At 43.8% G+C, this 20216-nt stretch carries 16 protein-coding genes; all 16 read right to left on the reverse strand.

All coding sequences use genetic code 11. The annotated features are described in order from the left end of the window. Positions 1-65: 65 nt before the first annotated feature. Complete coding sequence (locus J2Z34_RS07445; RefSeq protein WP_209459268.1) at positions 66-1871, reverse strand: polysaccharide biosynthesis protein; 1806 nt, start codon at positions 1869-1871, stop codon at positions 66-68. Positions 1872-2085: 214 nt separating this feature from the next. Continuing rightward, positions 2086-3165: a DUF3048 domain-containing protein gene (locus tag J2Z34_RS07450; RefSeq protein ID WP_209459235.1), complete on the reverse strand. Its 1080-nt coding sequence runs from the start codon at positions 3163-3165 to the stop codon at positions 2086-2088. A 178-nt stretch (positions 3166-3343) separates the two neighbouring features. Then, entirely contained in the window at positions 3344-4708 is a 1365-nt protein-coding gene (locus J2Z34_RS07455; protein ID WP_209459236.1) for a short-chain fatty acid transporter, read from the reverse strand. Between the two features lie 13 nt (positions 4709-4721). Beyond that, a complete protein-coding gene (locus J2Z34_RS07460) occupies positions 4722-5669 on the reverse strand; it encodes a 3-hydroxyacyl-CoA dehydrogenase family protein (RefSeq protein WP_209459237.1) in 948 nt (315 codons plus the stop codon). 13 nt (positions 5670-5682) lie between these two features. Next, a complete protein-coding gene (locus tag J2Z34_RS07465) occupies positions 5683-6504 on the reverse strand; it encodes a beta-keto acid cleavage family enzyme (RefSeq protein ID WP_209459238.1) in 822 nt (273 codons plus the stop codon). 364 nt (positions 6505-6868) lie between these two features. After that, entirely contained in the window at positions 6869-8401 is a 1533-nt protein-coding gene (locus J2Z34_RS07470) for a sigma-54 interaction domain-containing protein (protein WP_245250554.1), read from the reverse strand. A 391-nt stretch (positions 8402-8792) separates the two neighbouring features. After that, entirely contained in the window at positions 8793-9551 is a 759-nt protein-coding gene (locus tag J2Z34_RS07475; RefSeq protein WP_209459239.1) for an SDR family NAD(P)-dependent oxidoreductase, read from the reverse strand. Between the two features lie 18 nt (positions 9552-9569). Further along, complete coding sequence (locus J2Z34_RS07480; protein ID WP_209459240.1) at positions 9570-10511, reverse strand: transketolase family protein; 942 nt, start codon at positions 10509-10511, stop codon at positions 9570-9572. An 8-nt stretch (positions 10512-10519) separates the two neighbouring features. Next, on the reverse strand, positions 10520-11353 hold the full coding sequence (locus tag J2Z34_RS07485; RefSeq protein ID WP_209459241.1) for a transketolase: 834 nt from the start codon (positions 11351-11353) through the stop codon (positions 10520-10522). A 232-nt stretch (positions 11354-11585) separates the two neighbouring features. Then, the gene (locus tag J2Z34_RS07490) at positions 11586-12860 is read right to left on the reverse strand and encodes a TRAP transporter large permease (protein WP_209459242.1); all 1275 of its coding nucleotides are present in this window, start codon (positions 12858-12860) and stop codon (positions 11586-11588) included. Between the two features lies 1 nt (position 12861). Then, on the reverse strand, positions 12862-13329 hold the full coding sequence (locus J2Z34_RS07495; protein WP_209459243.1) for a TRAP transporter small permease: 468 nt from the start codon (positions 13327-13329) through the stop codon (positions 12862-12864). Between the two features lie 31 nt (positions 13330-13360). Beyond that, positions 13361-14389 carry a DctP family TRAP transporter solute-binding subunit gene (locus tag J2Z34_RS07500; protein ID WP_209459244.1) on the reverse strand — a complete coding sequence of 343 codons (1029 nt, stop codon included), beginning with the start codon at positions 14387-14389 and terminating at the stop codon, positions 13361-13363. Between the two features lie 28 nt (positions 14390-14417). Then, complete coding sequence (locus J2Z34_RS07505; RefSeq protein WP_209459245.1) at positions 14418-15284, reverse strand: MurR/RpiR family transcriptional regulator; 867 nt, start codon at positions 15282-15284, stop codon at positions 14418-14420. An 851-nt stretch (positions 15285-16135) separates the two neighbouring features. Further along, the gene (locus tag J2Z34_RS07510) at positions 16136-18649 is read right to left on the reverse strand and encodes an ATP-dependent Clp protease ATP-binding subunit (RefSeq protein ID WP_209459246.1); all 2514 of its coding nucleotides are present in this window, start codon (positions 18647-18649) and stop codon (positions 16136-16138) included. Between the two features lie 18 nt (positions 18650-18667). Continuing rightward, on the reverse strand, positions 18668-19666 hold the full coding sequence (locus J2Z34_RS07515) for a protein arginine kinase (RefSeq protein WP_209459247.1): 999 nt from the start codon (positions 19664-19666) through the stop codon (positions 18668-18670). Further along, positions 19659-20036, reverse strand: a complete 378-nt coding sequence (locus tag J2Z34_RS07520; RefSeq protein ID WP_209459248.1) for a UvrB/UvrC motif-containing protein — start codon at positions 20034-20036, stop codon at positions 19659-19661. Before J2Z34_RS07520 ends, J2Z34_RS07515 begins: the two co-directional genes overlap by 8 nt. Positions 20037-20216: the final 180 nt, after the last annotated feature.

Consider the following 20216-nt stretch of genomic DNA (forward strand, 5'->3'; position numbering starts at 1 on the left):
AGTACGTCTATCGATATGCTAGATTATCAGAACTAATTATTATTTAGTCATTGAATGACGTTCAACTATATAAGCATCTTGTCTTCATCAACAAATTTAGAATTATCATACGTAGTAACTATCTCTGAAATTTTCTTAGCAATTTCCACTTTACCATCCTTATCGATAATAAATCGTAACTCATCAAGTTTTTCTCTTAGTTCTTGAATGTTTATTTCACTTGGCCTGCCAATAAAAATCTTATTGTGCGTAGTTTTTCGAAGGCCTTCTTCATCCATAAGTAATTCTTCGTAAAGTTTTTCACCAGGCCTTAGTCCGGTCACTTCGATATCTATATCAATTCCTACTTTGAGACCTGAAAGTTTGATTAGATCCAAAGCTAAATCATATATCTTAACTGGTTTTCCCATATCAAGAACAAAAACTTCTCCCCCTTGTGCGTATGCACCTGCTTGCATTACTAGTTGTGCCGCTTCAGGGATAGTCATGAAAAATCTGGTTATATCTCTGTGAGTAACGGTAATAGGACCCCCTCGCTCGATCTGCTTCTTGAATAGAGGTATAACCGACCCATTACTTCCAAGTACATTGCCGAACCTTACTGCTACGAACTCGGTATCACTTACCCTGTCCATAGCTTGAACGATCATTTCGCACATTCTTTTGCTTGCTCCCATTATGTTTGTTGGGTTTACAGCCTTATCAGTCGAAATGAGAACAAACCTTTTTACGCTATGCTTGTCAGCTACTTCAGCAGTATTAAGTGTACCGAATACATTGTTTTTAATAGCTTCTGACGGACTATACTCCATTAAAGGAACATGCTTATGTGCTGCCGCATGAAAAACTACATCTGGGGAGTATTCCCTAAAGATGCTATCAAGTCTTTTTTTGTCTCTTACTGAGGCAATCACTGTTTTAAGGTTTATATCAGGGCAGCTATATTTTAGTTCGTTTTGAAGATCGTAAGCATTGTTTTCATAGATATCCAATACAATCAACATCTTAGGTTTGAATTTTACAATCTGTCTGCATAGTTCAGATCCAATTGAACCCCCGCCTCCAGTTACGAGCACTACTTTATCTTCTATATAATCAGTAATTCCCTGCATATCCAGTTTTACTGGCTCTCTCCCCAGAAGGTCGTCTACGTCAACATCTCGAACTTTGCTCAAGATATTTTCATCATCAAAAAGTTCGTCTATTCCAGGAACCAACTGAATCCTACAGTCTGTCTTTTTACATATGTCCAATATTTCTTTTTTATCATCCGTAGATCCTGATGGTATTGCAAGCAATATAACATCAATAGAATATTTTCTGGAAATTTCTTCAATACAATACCTGTTACCTACAACCTTAACCCCTAATATACTTGTTCCCAGTTTGTATTTATCGTCATCAATTACTGCAACCGGATTGTATTCATCATTCACTGATTTTTTCATCTCTTTAATAACAATTGCACCTGCAGCACCACCACCAACTATTAATGCATTCTTCCTTAATGTCCTGGAGTGTTTACCCCTTAACACCTGAATACGTCGATGCACTCTGAATAAAATTCTAAAGCTGCATGACAGTAGGATTGCGAATATGCCAGCCAATAGTTGAATGGAGTATTCAATTTCGAAATTCATTAATTTACTCAATACAACACAAACCAAGTGCGAAATTATTCCAGCTGCGATTGCAATCAAAAATTCGTCTGTTCCAGCAAATGTCCATAGTATTTTGTATATTCCAAATACATAAAATATCAATATATATATAACAATAAATGCCACTAATGCATTCTTAAAAACTATTAAGGTTGAATTAGGGATATTGGAGGTGTAGCTAAAATACGCAGCTCCATAATAAGCGAACATCACAAAAATAGCATCAACCAAAATTTGAAATGGTATTCTCCACCTTCTTAGAATATCCACTCACATCTCTCCCCTCAGGTATTTAAAATCAACAAAATCCCCAACCTATATTATACTATACATTTCGATGATTAGTTAGCGTTTATGAAAACCAAGAATTTTCACTCAACTATTTGCTGCGTTATTGAGTAAGGTTACTATTCTTCGAATTTTACTACTTCCCGACACTAACCTCAGTTTCATTTCTTACGATTTGTACGAATGTTCTTCCAGGTATAAATGCAATTTCCTGATTGTTTTCATCATAATACTTTGTAATTGAATCTAAATCCTTTCTTTCCCATGAACCGGTTCTCATAACACCGTTTGTAAAATACTCAGCCTTACCCTTTCCTATCTGATCAATATTAGTATATACAGTTCCAGAGACATGATAATGTCTTGTGTATTGGATGATGATATTTTTAACAGAAAGAGTAGTCCCATCTTCTTTATCTGTCACCGGTTTTTCATTGATAAATTTTTCATACATCTTTTTTTCTTTGTTGAATATGTAGCTTATTCTATTATTGGACGCATATTGAAAATTGATATTGATGGCAGGTTCACCTTCAAAGTTCTCATTTGAATCAAAGTAAAGTGTCCTTTGAATAGGATTATATTCGTATTTGTTTTTTATCAGATAATTCAAGTCTATATAGGCATTGTGAGGAGCACTTCTATCAGTTGATCTGCTGAAGCCTTTTGATACCGCCATGCCGTCAATTTTAGGAGCAGATATTTCCAAATCTTCTTTTAATCTGTACACATTTTGGCCTGCTACCTCTGACCCACCATAAAATACATACATATAGTCCCACTCGCTCCAAAGATACATATGCTGCTTCCTCGCACTTCTCACCGGGCCGACTTTAGTCGGGTATTCACTCAAAAAGAAAGCTGTAAGCCTTGTTATCTGGCTTTCAACTTCCATTTCATATATCAGATCAGCCTTTGTTATTCCGCTCTGAGGCCTTGCCTCCGGGGTATTCTCAATCTGAACCATTATTGCCTTGCCATCACCCTCGTACGGAAGTCCGGTAAGCGGTGACACTCCTTCAGGAACATTTTCATACATAGCTACAGGAATAGGCTCTGGCATGGTTTCCGTTGGTGCTGCAGTCTCCTGTGGCTTTGTTTCAGCGATAGTCTGTGTAGGTGTCGGTTCCTGTGCCTGGGGTGTTGACGCTTTTCCACAGCCTGACAGCAGAAGCATCGATGACAGTACAAGGGCAAGTATCCTATTTCTATTCATAACAAGCCTCCAATTTCACAATCACTTTATATAAATTATATGGCAAGAGAATTCCACTGGCAATGGAATCAGGCCATTTAAATTTATATCACAATTTAAGGATCCTTTAGCAAACAAAAAAGTGAGGTATGGCCGACGAGAGCCATACCTCAATATGCGGTATTTTCTTAGGTACTACTTAGAAGAACATCGGGATGAAATATAGTCCTAGGGAAGTTATTATCGCCCAGAAGAACCATATGAATGCCATGAATCCCCAGACGTTCTTGAGCTTCATTCCGACTACAGAAAGTGCAGGTATGACGTATAGAGGCTGAAGAAGGTTTGTAGCTTCATCTCCGTATACGAATCCATTGACTACATGAGGTATGTTGGCATTGATGCTCTGTGCAGCATCAACCAGAAGCGGTCCCTGTACTATCCACTGTCCACCCTGTGAAGGTATGAACAAGTTGACTACAGATGCCGATATGTATGACCAGAGAGGCATTGTAGCGGCTGAAGCGACCTTCAGTATGGCAGCCACTATGACTGCTCCGAATCCCGACCCTGTCATCATTCCTGCGATTCCGCCATAGAACGGGAACTGCATCATGATCTCTGTGCAAAGCTTCATATTGTCCTTATAGGCTTCAACAAACTTTCTCGGTGAGCTGTACAGGAATGTGTTGAGTATTACGAATATGAAGATTACGAAGTTTATGTTGAGTGCTCCGAGGAACCCCTTCTTCATGAAGGTATTGGCTATTACAATAACTCCAGCTATACCGACAAGGTACATTATTATCTTGCTTCCGTTCATCTTGTCAGCAAGAGTTATCTTTTCCTCGTCTTCTGCGTCTTCAACATCATCAAGGGCAGTCTTGAATTCGACTATCTCATCCTTAGGTGGTATTGTCATTACGCTCAGTATCATTGTAAATATGGCGAGAATTGCAAACATCGTAACATTGACAGGATTGTATACAGTCACAGACTGAGACAGTACGCCGATCTTGTCAGCAAGGAAATGTTTGTCAGTAGCAAGCAGCGCATAAACTGAAGCTGATGGCCCCAGGCACTGTCCAAGTATCATGGTTGAATAGCCTGCAGCGATCATCATCGGGAAATGAAGTCCCTTTATCTGCTTTGACAGCTGCATTGCAAGTATAGGTGTTACAACTGTACAGAATGCCCAGTTGACGAAGCTTGATACATATCCGAACATCATAAGGAGTATCATGGCCGATACAGGTGTCTTCGGTATCTTCGCGATCCACACGAGGACCTTCTTGACCTGCCTAGCCTTCGCAGCTGCAGCACATGTGACGACCATGAACGACATCTGGAACGCAAATGTCATTTGAGACCAGAATCCGTCATACCAGTGCTGAATCATAGCAACTGGACCAGTTCCTGTAAATACCATTCCAAGAGCAAACACTATGAATGTAAGTATAAGGCAGAATACGAATGAGTCAGGAATGATCTTGTCTGCAGCAAACTGAAACTTCTTGCTTATTCTCCAGAATATAGAGCCTTTGCTTTTTGCTGTGTTCTCCATTACTTTCCCCCAGTTATTCAATATAGTTTTTTGATGTCTTAAGTTGAATGATCAGCTTCCTAGTGAAATTCTCCATGATATCCTTCTTCTTATCCTCCGGATAGCTGAAGAATCCTTCCCCAGATTTGAAGCCGAGCTTGCCTTCAGCAACCTTCTGCCTGAGCAGCGGATTAGCTTCCTTCCTGTTGTCCATGACACTCAGAAGGTTGTCTCCTACAACACACCAGATATCAAGACCACCAAGGTCTGCCACCTCAAACTGCCCAGTTGTAGCATACCTGAATGCAGGTCCGAATTTCAATGCCTTGTCGATTTCCGCAGGATCGGCCACTCCCATCTCGATAAGCGAGAAAACCTCCCTGGCAACTCCCTGCTGGATCCTGTTGGCGACAAGTCCCGGAATATCCTTGAGAACCTTCACTGTCTGCTTTCCTGCATTCCTGTAGAGGTCTTCAATCTCCTTGTATACCTCCTGCTCCATGTTCCCGAAATACGATAGCTCCACAAGAGGCATTAGATGAGCGGGATTGTACCAATGGCAAACCATTGTCCTCGCCTTTCTCTCTTCGCTAAGGCCTTCAGTCATTTTCTCAAGCGAAAGGCTTGAAGTGTTGCTTCCAAAAACTGTATCCTTTTTGCAATAGCCATCCAGCTCCCTGAAAAGCTTCTGCTTGAGCTCCAGGTTCTCAGGAGTTGCTTCGATAACATAGTCAGCATCCTTTACTGCAGGTTCGAGCTCCTTATAAAGTGTTATCCTGCCAAGTATTTTTTCAATCTCTCTCGCATCGATAACCTCATATCTGGCAAGAATCTCAAGCTCCGACCTGATCGTTCCCATGACCTTCTCTCTTACAGGATCGAACACCTCATAAAGGCTTACATCATATCCGTTCATTGCAAAGGTTTCTGCTATTCCGTGACCCATGGTGCCTGCACCAAGCACAGCAATACGCTTTATCATATGTTTCACCCCCTTACTTCTTTAGTCCGAGCATCTCCCTTGCTTCATCTGGAGTTGCTACCTCATTACCAAACTCCCTGATAAGCCTTCCTGCCCTTTCGACGAACTGCGCATTTGATTCAGCAAGCTGACCTTTTCGATAAACTACATTGTCCTCCATGCCTACCCTGACATGTCCGCCTAAAGCCAAAGTCGCATAAAGTATAGGAACATGTCCCTTGCCGATTCCCAGCGCAGACCATGTCGACCCCTCAGGAAGAAGGCTCTTAAGGTACACAAGGTTCTCAACAGTAGCATCAGTTCCACCCGCAGCACCCAGAACAAACTGATAATGCACAGGAGTCTTAAGCACGCCCTTTTTGACATAGTACAGTGAGTTGTATAGCATGCCGGCATCGAAGACCTCAACCTCAGGCTTCACGCCGTATTCCTGCATCGTCATTCCAAGCTCTTCAAGGAATTTAGGATGATTTAGGAACAGTCCTGTATGCATCCAGTTCATGCTTCCGCAGTCATACGATGCCATTTCAGGTCTTACAGTCCTAAGATGCGCCTGCCTTGTCTCATCAGTTGCATTCAGGTCACCCGAGGTAGTGCAATTGATTATGATATCGCACTTTTCCCTTATAAGCGCTGCAGTCTCTTCAAACTTCAGTCTGTCCATTGTGCCCTTGCCTTCGTCATCCCTCATATGAAGATGAGCGATAGCGGCACCAGCCTTGTAGCATGCATAGACATCCTCAGCTATCTCTATAGGAGTCATCGGTACGTTTGGATTGTCCTTCTTGGTTGGCCATGCACCCGTCGTGGCCACAGTAATAATCGTCTTTGCCATTCTTGAACCTCCTTTACTTGTTCGTAGATATAAGAGCAATAATCGTGCCAAACAAGAAGGTAGGTTTTTCAGGGATAAAACCGCTCATTTAAGGCATTTTCCCGCTAAATACTAAAATTTGCCACACATTGAACAGAGCTATGATGAATAATTTCATCATAGCTCTGTTACTGTAATCGTTTTTCATTGAACGCCTTGTTTTTCGCTTGATTTTCAACGTTTATCGCGATGAATAAATTCATCACACAATGATTTTAACTATTGTCATATCTGTTTTACGAGTAATTTCCGGGGTATCAGAAGCTCAATAAATGCTCAGATTCAGAACAACTCGCTGGGTTTCGATGAATAATTTCATCAATCGTTAAAGTTTATTCAAATCCAATCCTATTTTCTTGCATTTCTTGACTATGGTGGATTGGTCTATGCCAAGATGCTCTGATGCCTTTCTGGTCGACCCGTACTTTCTTATGGCCGCTGCTATCATTTCCTTCTCCAGGTTGTGGACAGCCTCCTTCAGGTCAATCCCATCATAAAGGCTGTCGCTTTCATCGGATGACTTCTCGATTCCCAGCATCCTTGAGACGTCCCTGATATCTATTCGTTCCTTCCTGGTAATGACAACCATCCTTTCTATGAAGTTTTCAAGTTCCCTTATGTTGCCTGGCCATGCATATCCGTGAAGAATCTTCATAGCACCAGGTGTCAGAGAAACCTCCTTCCGGTACTTCCTGTTGTTCACATCAATGAACTCAGCAATCAGAGCCTTGAGGTCCTCCGCCCTTTCCCTGAGCGGCGGTATTAATACAGGAACCACATTGAGACGATAATACAGGTCCTCCCTGAATCTGTTTTCTTTTACAGCGGCCTTAAGGTCCTTATTAGTGGATGCGATTACCCTTACATCTATCTTAATTGTCTTCTTTCCACCTACCCTGATGAACTCCTTCTGCTGGAGTACCCTCAAAAGCTTGCTCTGTATGGAAAGCGGCATGTCCCCTATTTCGTCAAGAAGTATGGTGCCATCCTTGGCAAGCTCGAACAGGCCGATCTTACCCTGCTTGCTGGCATCAGTAAACGCACCGGCCTCATACCCGAACAGCTCTGATTCAACCAATTCTGCAGGAATCGCAGAGCAATTGACCTTGATGAACGGCTTTTCGCTCCTGTTGCTGTTTGCATAGATCCTATCCGCTATGACTTCTTTACCCGTACCTGACTCACCTGTAATAAGCACTGTGGTATCCGTAGGAGCAACTGTATCTACAAGTCTTATCAAATCAGTCATGCACCTGTCTGCAAAAATCCCCTTCTTGTCAGTTAACTGCTTCTGCCTGAGGAACCTTATTTCCTCATTTGACATCTTGCCTTCAACCTGAAGCCTGGCAACCTTCGTTTCAAGCTCCTTCAGGTCAGAAATGTCCCTGTTGTTTATTACAACAAGCTTGATATCCCCATTTTCATCAAATATTGGCCTGCCGGTTACAAGTACTTCCTTGTTCTGCCTGACGATGGTCCCAAGTGAATTCACCATCTTCTTTGACTTGATAACCTGCATTGTTACTGAGCCTCTGAACAGCTTCCCTTCCTTCTCGATGTCGCCGACATTCCTCCCGATTACCTCTTCCTTCCTGATGCCAGTGGTGTTGACATAGGCATCATTGATGAACAGGGTATCGCCCTTTCCGTTCGAGATGTATATTCCATCATAAAGATTGTCAGCAATCTCCCTGAAGTCCAGATAATTCCTGGTAAAGTCCTCATATGTGTTCCTAATCCCGATAAGCAGCTCTTCAGCTTTACCGATTCCGGATATACTTTCTGATGAATCTCTTACAATCGCCATAATGCTTTCAATATCTTCCATCATCCTTCGGACCTTCGACATGTCTTCCATCTATTCACCCCTGACCATTTCAAATGAGTATTACTTATCTGATTGTATTCCAAAATACCCGCTCTTTCCATATCTGCATCACCTTATGAGGAATTCAGCCATGGCAATCCATCCAAAAACAGCAGGTTCATCTTATTAAATACCATCTTTCATATTAAAACAGAGTAACACGTGAAGTGTGCGCTTCACGGGTTACTCTGTTTTAGGAGTGTTTTAGGAGTATATCGAAATTTAAGGTAATAGCTTTTTGATGATTATGTCTGACCATAATGGATATAAGCCAACTTCCTATGAACTGAATCCTTTCACTGTTACCGTTTATACCTGCAATAGGCCGTTGCCTGATTTATCGGTTTACAGATGAATCTTTTCAGGCCATAATCCATGGGGCTTAGTCCATGTGAGATCCGCCATTGATGTCGATCTCTTCGCCGGTTATGTATGAAGCTTCCTCTGATGCAAGGAAAGCTATTGTAGCAGCGATCTCCTTGGTTTCACCAGGTCTGCCAAGAGGAATTCCGGCAATTACTCCGGCAGCAATTTCTGCTGGCATGGACTTCCATATGTCAGTGTTTACAAGGCCAGGAGCGACACAGTTGACTGTGATTCCATCCATGGCAACTTCTCTTGCAAGGTTCTTCGAGAATCCGAGAACAGCTGCCTTCGATGCTGAGTAATGTGCTCCGCCGAATACGCCGCCGCCTCTTTTAGCAGATACAGATGAAAGGCTGACGATCCTTCCGTACTTCTGCTCCTTCATGGTCTTAAGGACAGCCTTTGTGCAGAGGAACAGACCGAACATGTTGACGTTGAAGATCCTCTTCATGTCATCAAGTGTCATGTCAGCGACAGTGACCTTCTGTGAGATGCCGGCGTTGTTGACAAGTACGTCAATCCTTCCGAACTTCTCAAGTGTGAGTGCTACCATTGCATTTACCGAGTCTTCGTTTGTTACATCTACAACTGTTCCGATTGCCTTACCGCCATTTGCGTTAAGGAAATTAACAGTATCGTCTATTCCAGCCTGGTTGACGTCTGCAACAACTACAGCCGATCCAAGAGATGAGAATGTCTCAGCAATCGTTCTTCCGATTCCTCTTGCAGAACCGCTGCCTGTTACTATCGCTACTCTGTTTGTAAAATCCATCATAATATCCGTATCTCCTCTTTAGTTCTTTTTCCCGATTAGGTTCTTTGCAGTTTCAACTATGTTTTCGATTGTTATTCCATTGAGCTCAAGAAGCTTCTCATATGGAGCTGACTGTCCGAACTGATCCTGTACGCCTATTCTTCTTACTATAGCTCCGCCTTCTTCAGCGACTACTTCAGAAACTGCGCTTCCAAGTCCGTTCAATATGTTATGGTCTTCTACAGTTATTACTTTTCCCGTCTTCAATGAAGCAAGTACAGCATCCTTGTCCAGTGGCTTTATGGTATGCATGTCATAAAGCTTCACTGAATATCCTTCAGCCTTGAGTATCTTCGTTGCTTCAATGGCAAGATAAACTGTATCGCCGTTGGCAATTATCGCTATATCAGTTCCTTCTGACAGCTGCTTTGCCTTGCCTATCTCAAATTCCTCGTCCTCTCCGTATATTACAGGAATCGCATCTCTTGTGAACCTGAGGTATACCGGTCCGTATATTTCGGCAGCCTGCTTTACAAGCTTCCTGGTTGAGTTATAATCAGCTCCCATGACCACAGTCATGTTAGGTATTGTCCTGAGTACTCCCATATCCTCTATGCTCTGGTGGCTCGCTCCGTCATTTGCAGGAGTGAGTCCGCCATGTGAACATGCGATCTTGACGTTCAGGTAAGGATAGCATACTGTCTGTCTGATCTGCTCGCACATCCTCAGAGATCCGAATACCGCATATGTGGATACGAAAGGTATCTTGCCTGTTGTAGCCAGTCCTGCCGCTATTCCGCATGCGTTCTGCTCTGCTATACCAACATTGAAATGCTGCCTTGGCAGTTCTGTGGAGAACGGGCCAGTCTTGCAGGAGTTACCGATGTCCGCATCGATAACGCAGATGTTCTTGTTCACTCTTCCAAGCTCGAGTATCTCATCACCAAATGCTTCTCTTGTAGCCTTTTTCATTTGTTTCATTTGTTCCATTAGTTCAGACCTCCGTCAATTTCCCTTATCGCTTGTTCATACTGCTCTTTGTTAGGAGCCTTTCCGTGCCATCCAGCAACATCCTCCATGAAGGAAACGCCCTTGCCCTTGACCGTATCAAGGATTATGCACTTTGGAAGCTCATTTCTTGAACCTCTTATGGAATCAAGAGCAGCAACTATGGATTCCATCTTATGTCCATCGATTCTTATGGTCTCGAAGCCGAAAGCTGCGAACTTCTTTTCAAGGTCCAGTGTAGGCATTATGTCAGCGCATGCACCATCGCACTGCAGGCCGTTGTCATCAACGAACACCACAAGGTTGTCCAGCTTGTACTTCGCAGCAGTCTCAGCTGCCTCCCATATCTGTCCTTCCTGGCATTCTCCGTCTCCTACAAGAACGAATGTCCTGTATGACTTCCTGTCCATCTTCGCTGCTATCGCCATTCCTACGCCTGCTGAAAATCCCTGTCCGAGAGATCCAGTTGATATGTCAATCCCAGGAGTCTTCTTCATGTCAGGATGTCCCTGAAGTATTGAGCCATACTGCCTTAGGGTATATATGGTGTCATACGGGAAGAATCCATTTAAAGCAAGTGCCGAGTACTGGATTGGAGCGACATGTCCCTTTGAAAGCACGAACCTGTCCCTATCCTCCCACTTCGGATCCTTTGCATCAATGTTCATCTCCTTGAAGTACAGAGCAGCCATAAGGTCAGCGGCAGAAAGCGATCCGCCAGGATGACCTGACTGTGCTGTGTAGATCATGGTCAGCGCAGTTTTTCGAAGTTCCTTCGCCTTTTCCTTGAGTTCGGTGACAGTAATGTTTTTCATTGATTTTCCTCCTGTTTTTCATCGCGTAAGTTAATCAGCTCAAAATAAGCTTTATCATTTGTTTTTCATTCAGGTTAGCTTCATCTTCAGTTTCTTTGGATTTCTTCATCTTTTGTTTTAAATGATCTCATCTTTTGTTTTTCAGCTAAGCTTTATCTTTTGTTTCTCAGTTTTTCTACATTCGTGTTTTAAACTTGCTTCTATCTTTTGTTGATCTATATGTATGCTGTTTTTACATCAGTCCAGGCAGAAGGAGCGATATCTGCGGAACATATGTTATCGCGAGAAGTATTGCTAGTGACACCAGGAGCAGCGGAATGGCAGCTTTGGATATCCTCTGAAGGTTTATATTTCCTATTCCACAAGCCACATACAGGTTTACTCCGACCGGTGGGGTTACAAGTCCTATAGCAAGGTTTACTATCATTACGACTCCAAGATGTATCAGGTTAATTCCAAGCACCTTCGCAACCGGTAGGAAGAGAGGGGTGAATATGAAGAGCGCTGATGTGGAGTCAAGGAACATTCCAGCAATAAGAAGTATCACATTTACAATGATGAAGAATTTGATTGTGCTTCCTCCACTGACATTTATGAAAAGTGAAGTTATTGCAGCTCCTATTCCTGAAACCGTGATTACCCATGCGAACAGGCTGGCTGTTGCGGTTATGAGCATTACTACAGCTGTCTGAGATGTTGAATCAACAAGTATCTGATAGAGCTCCTTTACGTTTATGCTCCTGTATATGAATAACCCTACGAAGAGTCCATATACTGCAGATACTGCTGCTGCCTCTGTCGGAGTGAAGATACCGCCGTATATTCCACCGAGTATGATTACCGGCATCATCAGTCCCCAGAAAGCATCCTTAAGAGCTATCAATCTCTCTCTCCAGCTTGCCTTCTCAGAGGTCTTAAGGTTTAGTTTTTTTCCGATTACCAGTGCCACAACAACAAGTCCAAGCCCAACCAGTATTCCAGGTATTACTCCAGCTATGAACAGTGTTCCTATGGATGCTCCTGCGATTGATCCATACACTACGAAGGTTATCGAAGGAGGTATGATGACACCGATTGCGCCAGAGCTTGCCATGAGTGCTGATGAGAATTCCGGTGAATAACCAGTCTTTATCATCGCAGGAATTATTATCATACCAAGGGCTGCGACTGTTGCCGGGCCTGATCCTGATATGGCTGCGAAGAAGCATGCAACCAGAACACAGACTATGGCCATTCCACCCTTTAGGTGACCTACAAACTTTTCAGCAAGGACTATCAGTCTTCTTGAAATACCGACTCTTTCCATTATGTTTCCGCCGAGTATGAAGAATGGGATAGCCAGGAGTACGAACTTGCTTGTTGACGCATAAACGTTCATGGGAACAATTATCGGGTCAATGCCTTCAGCGAGCAGAGCAACGAGTGATGAAAGTCCGAGAGTGATTGCTATTGGCACATTCATCAGGAGCAGTACTAGAAATGATGCAAAAAGTATGAATGTCGTCATGCTACTTCACCTCTTCCTTGCTTATCTTGATTGCTTTCTGCAGGAACCTTACCAGGAGCAGTGCTGCTCCAATCGGTACGAACGAGCCGAATATCCATTCAGGCAGCTGCATTCCCGATGTAACCTGCTGAAGCTTGTACTCGTTGTATGCCATAACAACTCCGTAGTATGTAAGTACCGCTGTGAATCCGGCACCAAGAAGATTTGCCAGAACTGCAAGGTTTTTTCTAAGCTTTGGCGATACATTGTCTGTTATGATACCAAGCCCGAGGTGTGCGTTCCTTTCAGTCGCGATTGATGCACCAATTAGTGTAAGAAGTACGAACAGGTTAGTCGTTATCTCGTCTGTGAACGACAAGGATGCGCTGAACACATATCTTGCTATTACGTTGACGAAAGCCAGTATTGTCATGGCGCTCAATGCGAGAGCTGCAATGATCTCTTCAAGTTTATCAAATGCGTTTTTCATATTTTCCCCCATAATCAGTTTCTATCTTCTGTTACTTGAGTCCGAAGGCTTCAGCAGCCTCAGTGCCGTACTTCTGTATGAAATACTTCTGCAGGTCTGCTATTTTTGCCTTAAAGGGCTCCAGCTCTTCAGATGAAAGCTCGGTGACTGTCATTCCTGCCGCTCTGAACTTCTCCATCAACACCTGCTCACCTTCCTCAACCATATCCCTGCCCCATTCGCATGCTTCAAGAGCCTTCTCTTTCAGAAGAGCCTGAGTTTCAGGTGTCATTGAGGCGAATTTTTCAGAATTTACAACGAACAGATAGTTCTCATAAGTGTAATTCCATACTGTCATGTATTTCTGGATTTCATATATGTTAGCAGAGTTTGTAACGCTGAACCCATTTTCCTGACCATCTATAGTACCCTGCTGAATGGCTGTAAAAACCTCGCCCCAGCTCATTGCCACAGGATCAGCGCCAAGCGCCTTCCAGAAATTAAGGTAAACCTCGCCACCTGGAACCCTTATCTTTAGTCCAGCTACATCTTCAGGTGTCTTGACTTCTCTCTTGCTGTTCGAAATCTGCCTGAAGCCGTTGTGCACGGAACCGAGATAAGTCAGACCTTTATTTGCCAAAAGCTTTGCATAATATGCTCCGCCTGTTGAATCTATAGTCTCTCTGGCCTGGGTGTAATTGTCGAATATCCATGGTATGGTTCCTACCAGAAGCTTCTGATCGAGGACACCCAGCGCACTCGTGGCATATGCTGATATTTCAGTGGCTCCCTGTGCAACCATCTCGATAGACTTGGTCATGTTACCGCCTGAGAGCTGATCATTTGGGAAAACTACGATTTCAATGTTCCCTCCTGACCCTTCCTTTACAAGCTCAGCGAACTTCTTTGCTGTCTTGGTGTCAGTTGCAATGTCAGTCCCGTTTACCGTCATCCTCAGCTTCATCTTGGGATAAAGCTTCTCATCTCCAGTACCTGAGCTGCCTGTTGAGCTCGTGCATCCTGCAAGGATTGGCATCACAAGCATCAGGCTCGCGATTATTGCTATGATCTTTTTCTTCATCTACTCTTTCCCCCTGGTTACTTTGTCTTTAGATTCTCTTCAATTTATAGGCTTCTTTAGACTTCTCGATATTTACCGTGTATTTATTGAAATTCTTTGCCAGTATTCCCAGCTGCAGAACTCCTATTATGCAAAGCTCGCTGATTCTTGCGGATGGAACATCACTCAGTGAAAGAGTGCTCCTAGTCGTTGAATACAGTAATATATCGGCTTCCTCAGACATCGGTGACTTCTGGTAGCCTGTGATGCATATGACAGTCGCACCGTTCTTCTTTGCCTGCCTCATGCTGTCCAGAGTGTTCTTCGACCTGCCACTATGTATGATTGCAACTACCACATCATTTTCATTAAGGTGTGTCGTTGCCATTACCTGAAGGAACGCATCTGTTTCTACTGCGCACGGTAATCCAAGCTGAAGGAACAGGTTGTAGGTGCTGATGCAAATGGCTCCTGATCCGCCTTCGCCGATGACGAGAATCCTGTTTGCATTGACCAGCTTGTCTATGGCAATTTCCAGCTGCCGGTTGTCAAGCATCTGCATCGTATCGTCGATTATAAGCTGGTTCAGCTTCGCGAACTTCTGCTTGATCATTGCGATGTCATCATCTTTTCCGATTGCCTGCTCTATGCCGTAGCTCGAGAGTATCTGGTTTTCCATATAGTACTTGAGCTCATTGAATCCCTTGAAGCCAATAGCCTTGCTGAACCTTATGATTGATGCCGGACTTGTCTGGCAATGCCTGGCAAGCTCAGCTGTAGTCATGGAGGATATTCCTTCCTGATTCTCCAATATATAGTCCGCTACCCTTTTCTCCACTTCCGAGTATGAATCATAGTGGCTGACGATCCTGTCGATAGTTTCAGTGCTCCTTGAACTTGAATTGAATGCTTTCATCTTTTCTCCCCCCTCTTCTTGTTATTCACATGAAATTCATCAAATTCATTTCACGTTTTCATCTTTTGTTTTGGAATGAATTTCTTGCCCACATATTAGTCCAGTAAGAAACCGTTGTCAACAGCTGTTAAATCTTTAACTATATATCACTTTTAACTATTATCTGTAGTGTTATTAAATGATAATTGAAGATTTAGCCATTGCTCGTTCCCCTCAGTCTGCAAAATCCGGGTGGTATTCTGACAGATTTATTATCCAGGCATGAGTTTTATGAGATTTTTACAATAATAAATTATTTTATCTTTTTGCAATCGATGTCTTTTAGAGTATGAAAAATAACGACTAAACGTTTCATGGAAAAATCACCAAATCCTTTACATTTCATCCGTTTTCATCCCTTTTTGAATAGCATGCCCTTTACGTTTCATGAAACGTTTCGCGATTTTCTAGAATTTCGTCCCGATTTAGTCAAGAAATTCATTTCACAGAATTGCCTTTACTGGTTTCTTTGTTATTTTTAATACTATCTTTCGTTAATTATTTAACGAATCGCGTTTCATTCGTATTTCATATTTCGCACCAATCTACAAATCCCCGTTAATCCTTGGCAATGAATGATTTACAGAGTTTATGCATACTATGCCGAATCCAACATTTCAAATCACAAGGCAGAATTTAACCCTTTTATTTCAAGCTCATTTCACGCGAAACGTTTCACGCATACCCATATTTATCCTCAATAACGCCATTTGATGTAATTAAGTCTGTGAAATTCATTCCATACCAAAAAGGCACCCAGAATTCTCCCCAAAAGAAAAGACCGGTTTCACAACCGGCCTCTAAATCAATGCTTATTTACCTTCCTGATTCTCTTCCTCAAGGATCTTTTCCTCAGATTCCCGTCTTTCCTCAGGTGCAATTTCCCTTTCACCCTTCTTGATGAAGGTCAGAGCCTTGTCCTTAACATCTACAGTAACCTCGTCACCTGGCTTTACGTTTCCCTGAAGCATCGCTTCAGAGAGGGTATCCTCCAGCTCCTTTGTTATGGCACGCCTGAGTGGCCTTGCTCCATATGTTGTATCTACGCCCTTGGCTGCCAGGAACTTTACTGTATCTTCACTGAAGGTAAGGAAAATGTCCTTTTCCTCTACACGCTTTGCAACTTCCTTAAGCATAAGGTTCACTATCTTGTCCAGGTCCTTCTCCTCAAGGGAATGGAATACGATAATGTCATCTATCCTGTTTATGAACTCTGGCCTGAAGGTCCTCTTGAGCTCCTCGAGTATATTGTCCTTCATCTTCTCATAGTCGCTGGCCTTTTCATCGGCTGACGTCACGAATCCGATGGACTTCTGCTTCCTGATGGTCATCGCTCCTGCGTTTGAAGTCATTATTATGATGGTGTTCTTGAAATTGACAGTCTTGCCTTTGCCATCAGTAAGTCTTCCGTCTTCCAGTATCTGCAGAAGGATATTGAAGACATCTGGATGAGCCTTCTCTATCTCATCGAAAAGTATTACCGAATATGGGTTTCTTCTTACAGCCTCTGTCAGCTGGCCGCCCTCATCGTAGCCGACGTAGCCCGGAGGTGAGCCTATAAGCCTGGAAACCGTATGCTTTTCCATGTACTCGGACATATCTATCCTGACCATGGATTTCTCAGACCCGAACATAGCCTCTGCTAATGCTTTGGTAAGCTCAGTCTTTCCTACTCCGGTAGGACCGAGGAATATGAATGAGCCTATTGGCCTCTTGGGGTCCTTAAGTCCAACTCTTGCACGCCTTACAGCCCTTGAAATTGACTTTACCGCCTCTTCCTGTCCGATGACCCTGTTATGGAGTATTGACTCCAGGTTTAATAGCCTTCCGGATTCCTTTTCAGTCAGCTTCTTGACAGGGACCTTGGTCCATCTCGAGACCACCTGTGCAATGTCCTCTTCGCCTACCACAAGGTTGCTTACCGAAGTGCTTCCGGATTTCCAGTTCTTCTTGGAATCCTCCAGGTCCTTCTTCAGCTCGTTCTCGCGGTCACGAAGCTTTGCTGCCTTCTCATAATCCTGGAGCGATACGGCTTCTTCCTTTTCCTTGGCTACATGCTTAAGGTCTTCCTCTATCTTCTTCACATCAGGCGGCGCGGTAAGGTTCTGTATCCTCACCTTTGCCCCTGCCTCATCCATAAGGTCAATTGCCTTGTCCGGAAGGAACCTGTCAGTGATGTACCTGTCTGACAGCGTCACAGCTGCCTCAAGGGCTTCATCAGTTATCTTAACCCTGTGGTGGGCCTCGTACTTGTCCCGGAGCCCCTTGAGAATAAGAAGCGCTTCCTCAAGGGATGGTTCACCGACAGTGACTGGTTGGAATCTTCTCTCCAGGGCGGCATCCTTCTCTATGTGCTTCCTGTACTCCTCTATGGTAGTAGCGCCTATTGCCTGTATCTCGCCACGTGCGAGTGCAGGCTTAAGGATGTTTGAGGCATCTATTGCGCCTTCAGCTCCTCCGGCTCCGATTATGGTATGTATCTCATCTATGAACAGGATGACATTACCTGCCTTCCTGATCTCCTCCATGACATTCTTAAGCCTTTCCTCAAATTCACCTCTGTACTTCGATCCTGCTACCATTGAAGCTATATCAAGGCTTATTACCCTCTTGTCCTTAAGAAGCTCAGGGATGTTACCCTTCACTATCCTCTGGGCAAGGCCTTCAGCAATTGCAGTCTTACCAACTCCCGGGTCTCCTATGAGGCATGGGTTGTTCTTCGTGCGCCTTGAAAGTATCTCAAGGATCCTTTCAGTCTCGTCACCTCTTCCTATTACTGGATCAAGCTTTCCGTCCTTTGCCATTGCTGTAAGGTCCCTGCCGTACTGGTCAAGGACCGGGGTGTTCGACTTTTCAGATGACTGGCCTTCACCGCCAGACTCCCCCTGCTGTCCTGCAAAGGATGCAAGCACCTGGCTCCTAAGCTTGTTTATGTCGACCTGCAAATTCGTAAGTATGCTGTACGCTATGCCTTCAGCCTCGCTGAGTATCGCAATCAGCATATGCTCAGGGCTCACATAGTTCTGGGCAAGGTTCCTTGCCTCCTTGAAGCTGTTGTCAAGCAGCCTCTTTGTCCTGGGTGTCAGGGCGAACTGCCCCGGTCCCATTGTCATGTTGTTGCCCTTTCCGACACTTTCCTCTATCAGGGCATCAATGACCTCTGCGGTCACCCCGTTTTCATTAAGCATATTCTTGCTTACACCCTCAACACTGGCTATACCGAAAAGTATGTGCTCGGTACCAATATAGCCGTGCTGGAACTTCTGGGATTCCTTCTGGGCATGCATGAGCGTTGCCTTCGCCCTTTCTGTAAATCTCTCAAACATTACTAACACTCTCCTTGTCTAAAAAATGCTTCTTATTATCTTCGCCCTGTTCACATCCCTCTCCTTTTCAGTGAGGGCTATGCCGTATGCCTTCTGCATCATTCCGGGCTGTGTACTTATTATCAGATTATCAATTATATTAAGCTCAATGTCCTTCAATAGTTCAAGCTCTATCCCGAGCCTCACCATGGACAGATGGTAAAGTGCTTCCTTGGAAGCCATCACCCTTGCATTCATGAGTATGCCAAGGGACCTGTACACCTTGTCCTCTATCTCACTTGTGTACTGGCCAAGCAGCTTCATCTGGTTCACCTGCTCTTCATCCAGTATGCTCAGGATCGTACTCTCGAGGTTCGTAAGGATATCCTCCTCGGAGAGTCCAAGCGTCACCTCGTTGGAAATCTGGTATATGTTGCCTTCTGCCTGGGAGCCTTCTCCATAAATTCCCCTGATGGTCATCCCCATTTGGGCTAATGCCTGGGCCACATGGCTTACCTTGTCAGCCAGCGTGAAGCCCGGAAGGTGTACCATGACCGAAGCTCTCATTGCAGTACCAAGGTTAGTTGGACATGCAGTTATATACCCCAGGTTCTTGTCAAAGGCGAAAGTAAGCCTTTCAGAAAGCAGGTCGTCAAGCATGTCAGCCTTCTTGAATATATCCCTTAGACCGAATCCATTCTGCATGCACTGCAGCCTTATGTGGTCCTCTTCATTGACCATCAGGCTAACCATTTCCCTGTTTTCAAGGATATATGCCGAGATGTCGCTGTTATTGATGAGCTTTGCACTCACCAGGTGCTTCTCAAAACCGACCAGGATATCAGTCCTTCCCAGGTCCCACATCCTGTGGGTAGTGTAATCAGATTTTATCGCCGAACTGACATAGAAGGCATCCTCTACCTTAGATACGATATCCCTTGCCCTCTCGCGGTCGAGCATATGCGGGAAAGGTACGGCTTCAAGGTTCCTTGCGAACCTTACCCTGCTCATCAGTACAAGTGATTCCTTTTCAAGCATTGGTCTCACCTTCCTTCTTCATGTCCCGCCTCAGCTGATTTATTTCATCCCTTATACCTGCTGCCTCTTCAAAGTTCTCTTTCGCTATCTCTTCCTGAAGACGCCTTTTAAGGGTTTCCATCCTTCTCTTGTTTGTCATCTCAATAGCCGCATGCTTCGGAAACTTGCCGATATGGACAAGCCCTCCCTGCACCCTCTTTATTGAAGGGACAAGGTACTCAGCAAAGTATTCATAGCATACGCTGCAACCAAGGAGACCTGTCTTCTTGAAAGACCTGAACTCAAGCCCGCAATTGGGGCATCTCATTTCCTCATGTTCGTGGTCTCCGACCCTGTCAAAAAATGAGCCGAAGAAATTGTCGTAACTCATACCGATCACCTCTTATGCTTTAGCCTTTACCAAAGATGTCCACAAATATATTATACCAATTCTACAGGGAATATCTGAACTAAAGGTTAAATTATCCGACCAAATTCATCGGAATTGAAAAACTTAATTAATTGTACACAATCTTTGATATTTTTTAAAGGGGAACCAATAAAAAAGATG

The organism is Youngiibacter multivorans, from assembly GCF_017873395.1.
GTDB lineage: Bacteria > Bacillota > Clostridia > Clostridiales > Clostridiaceae > Youngiibacter > Youngiibacter multivorans.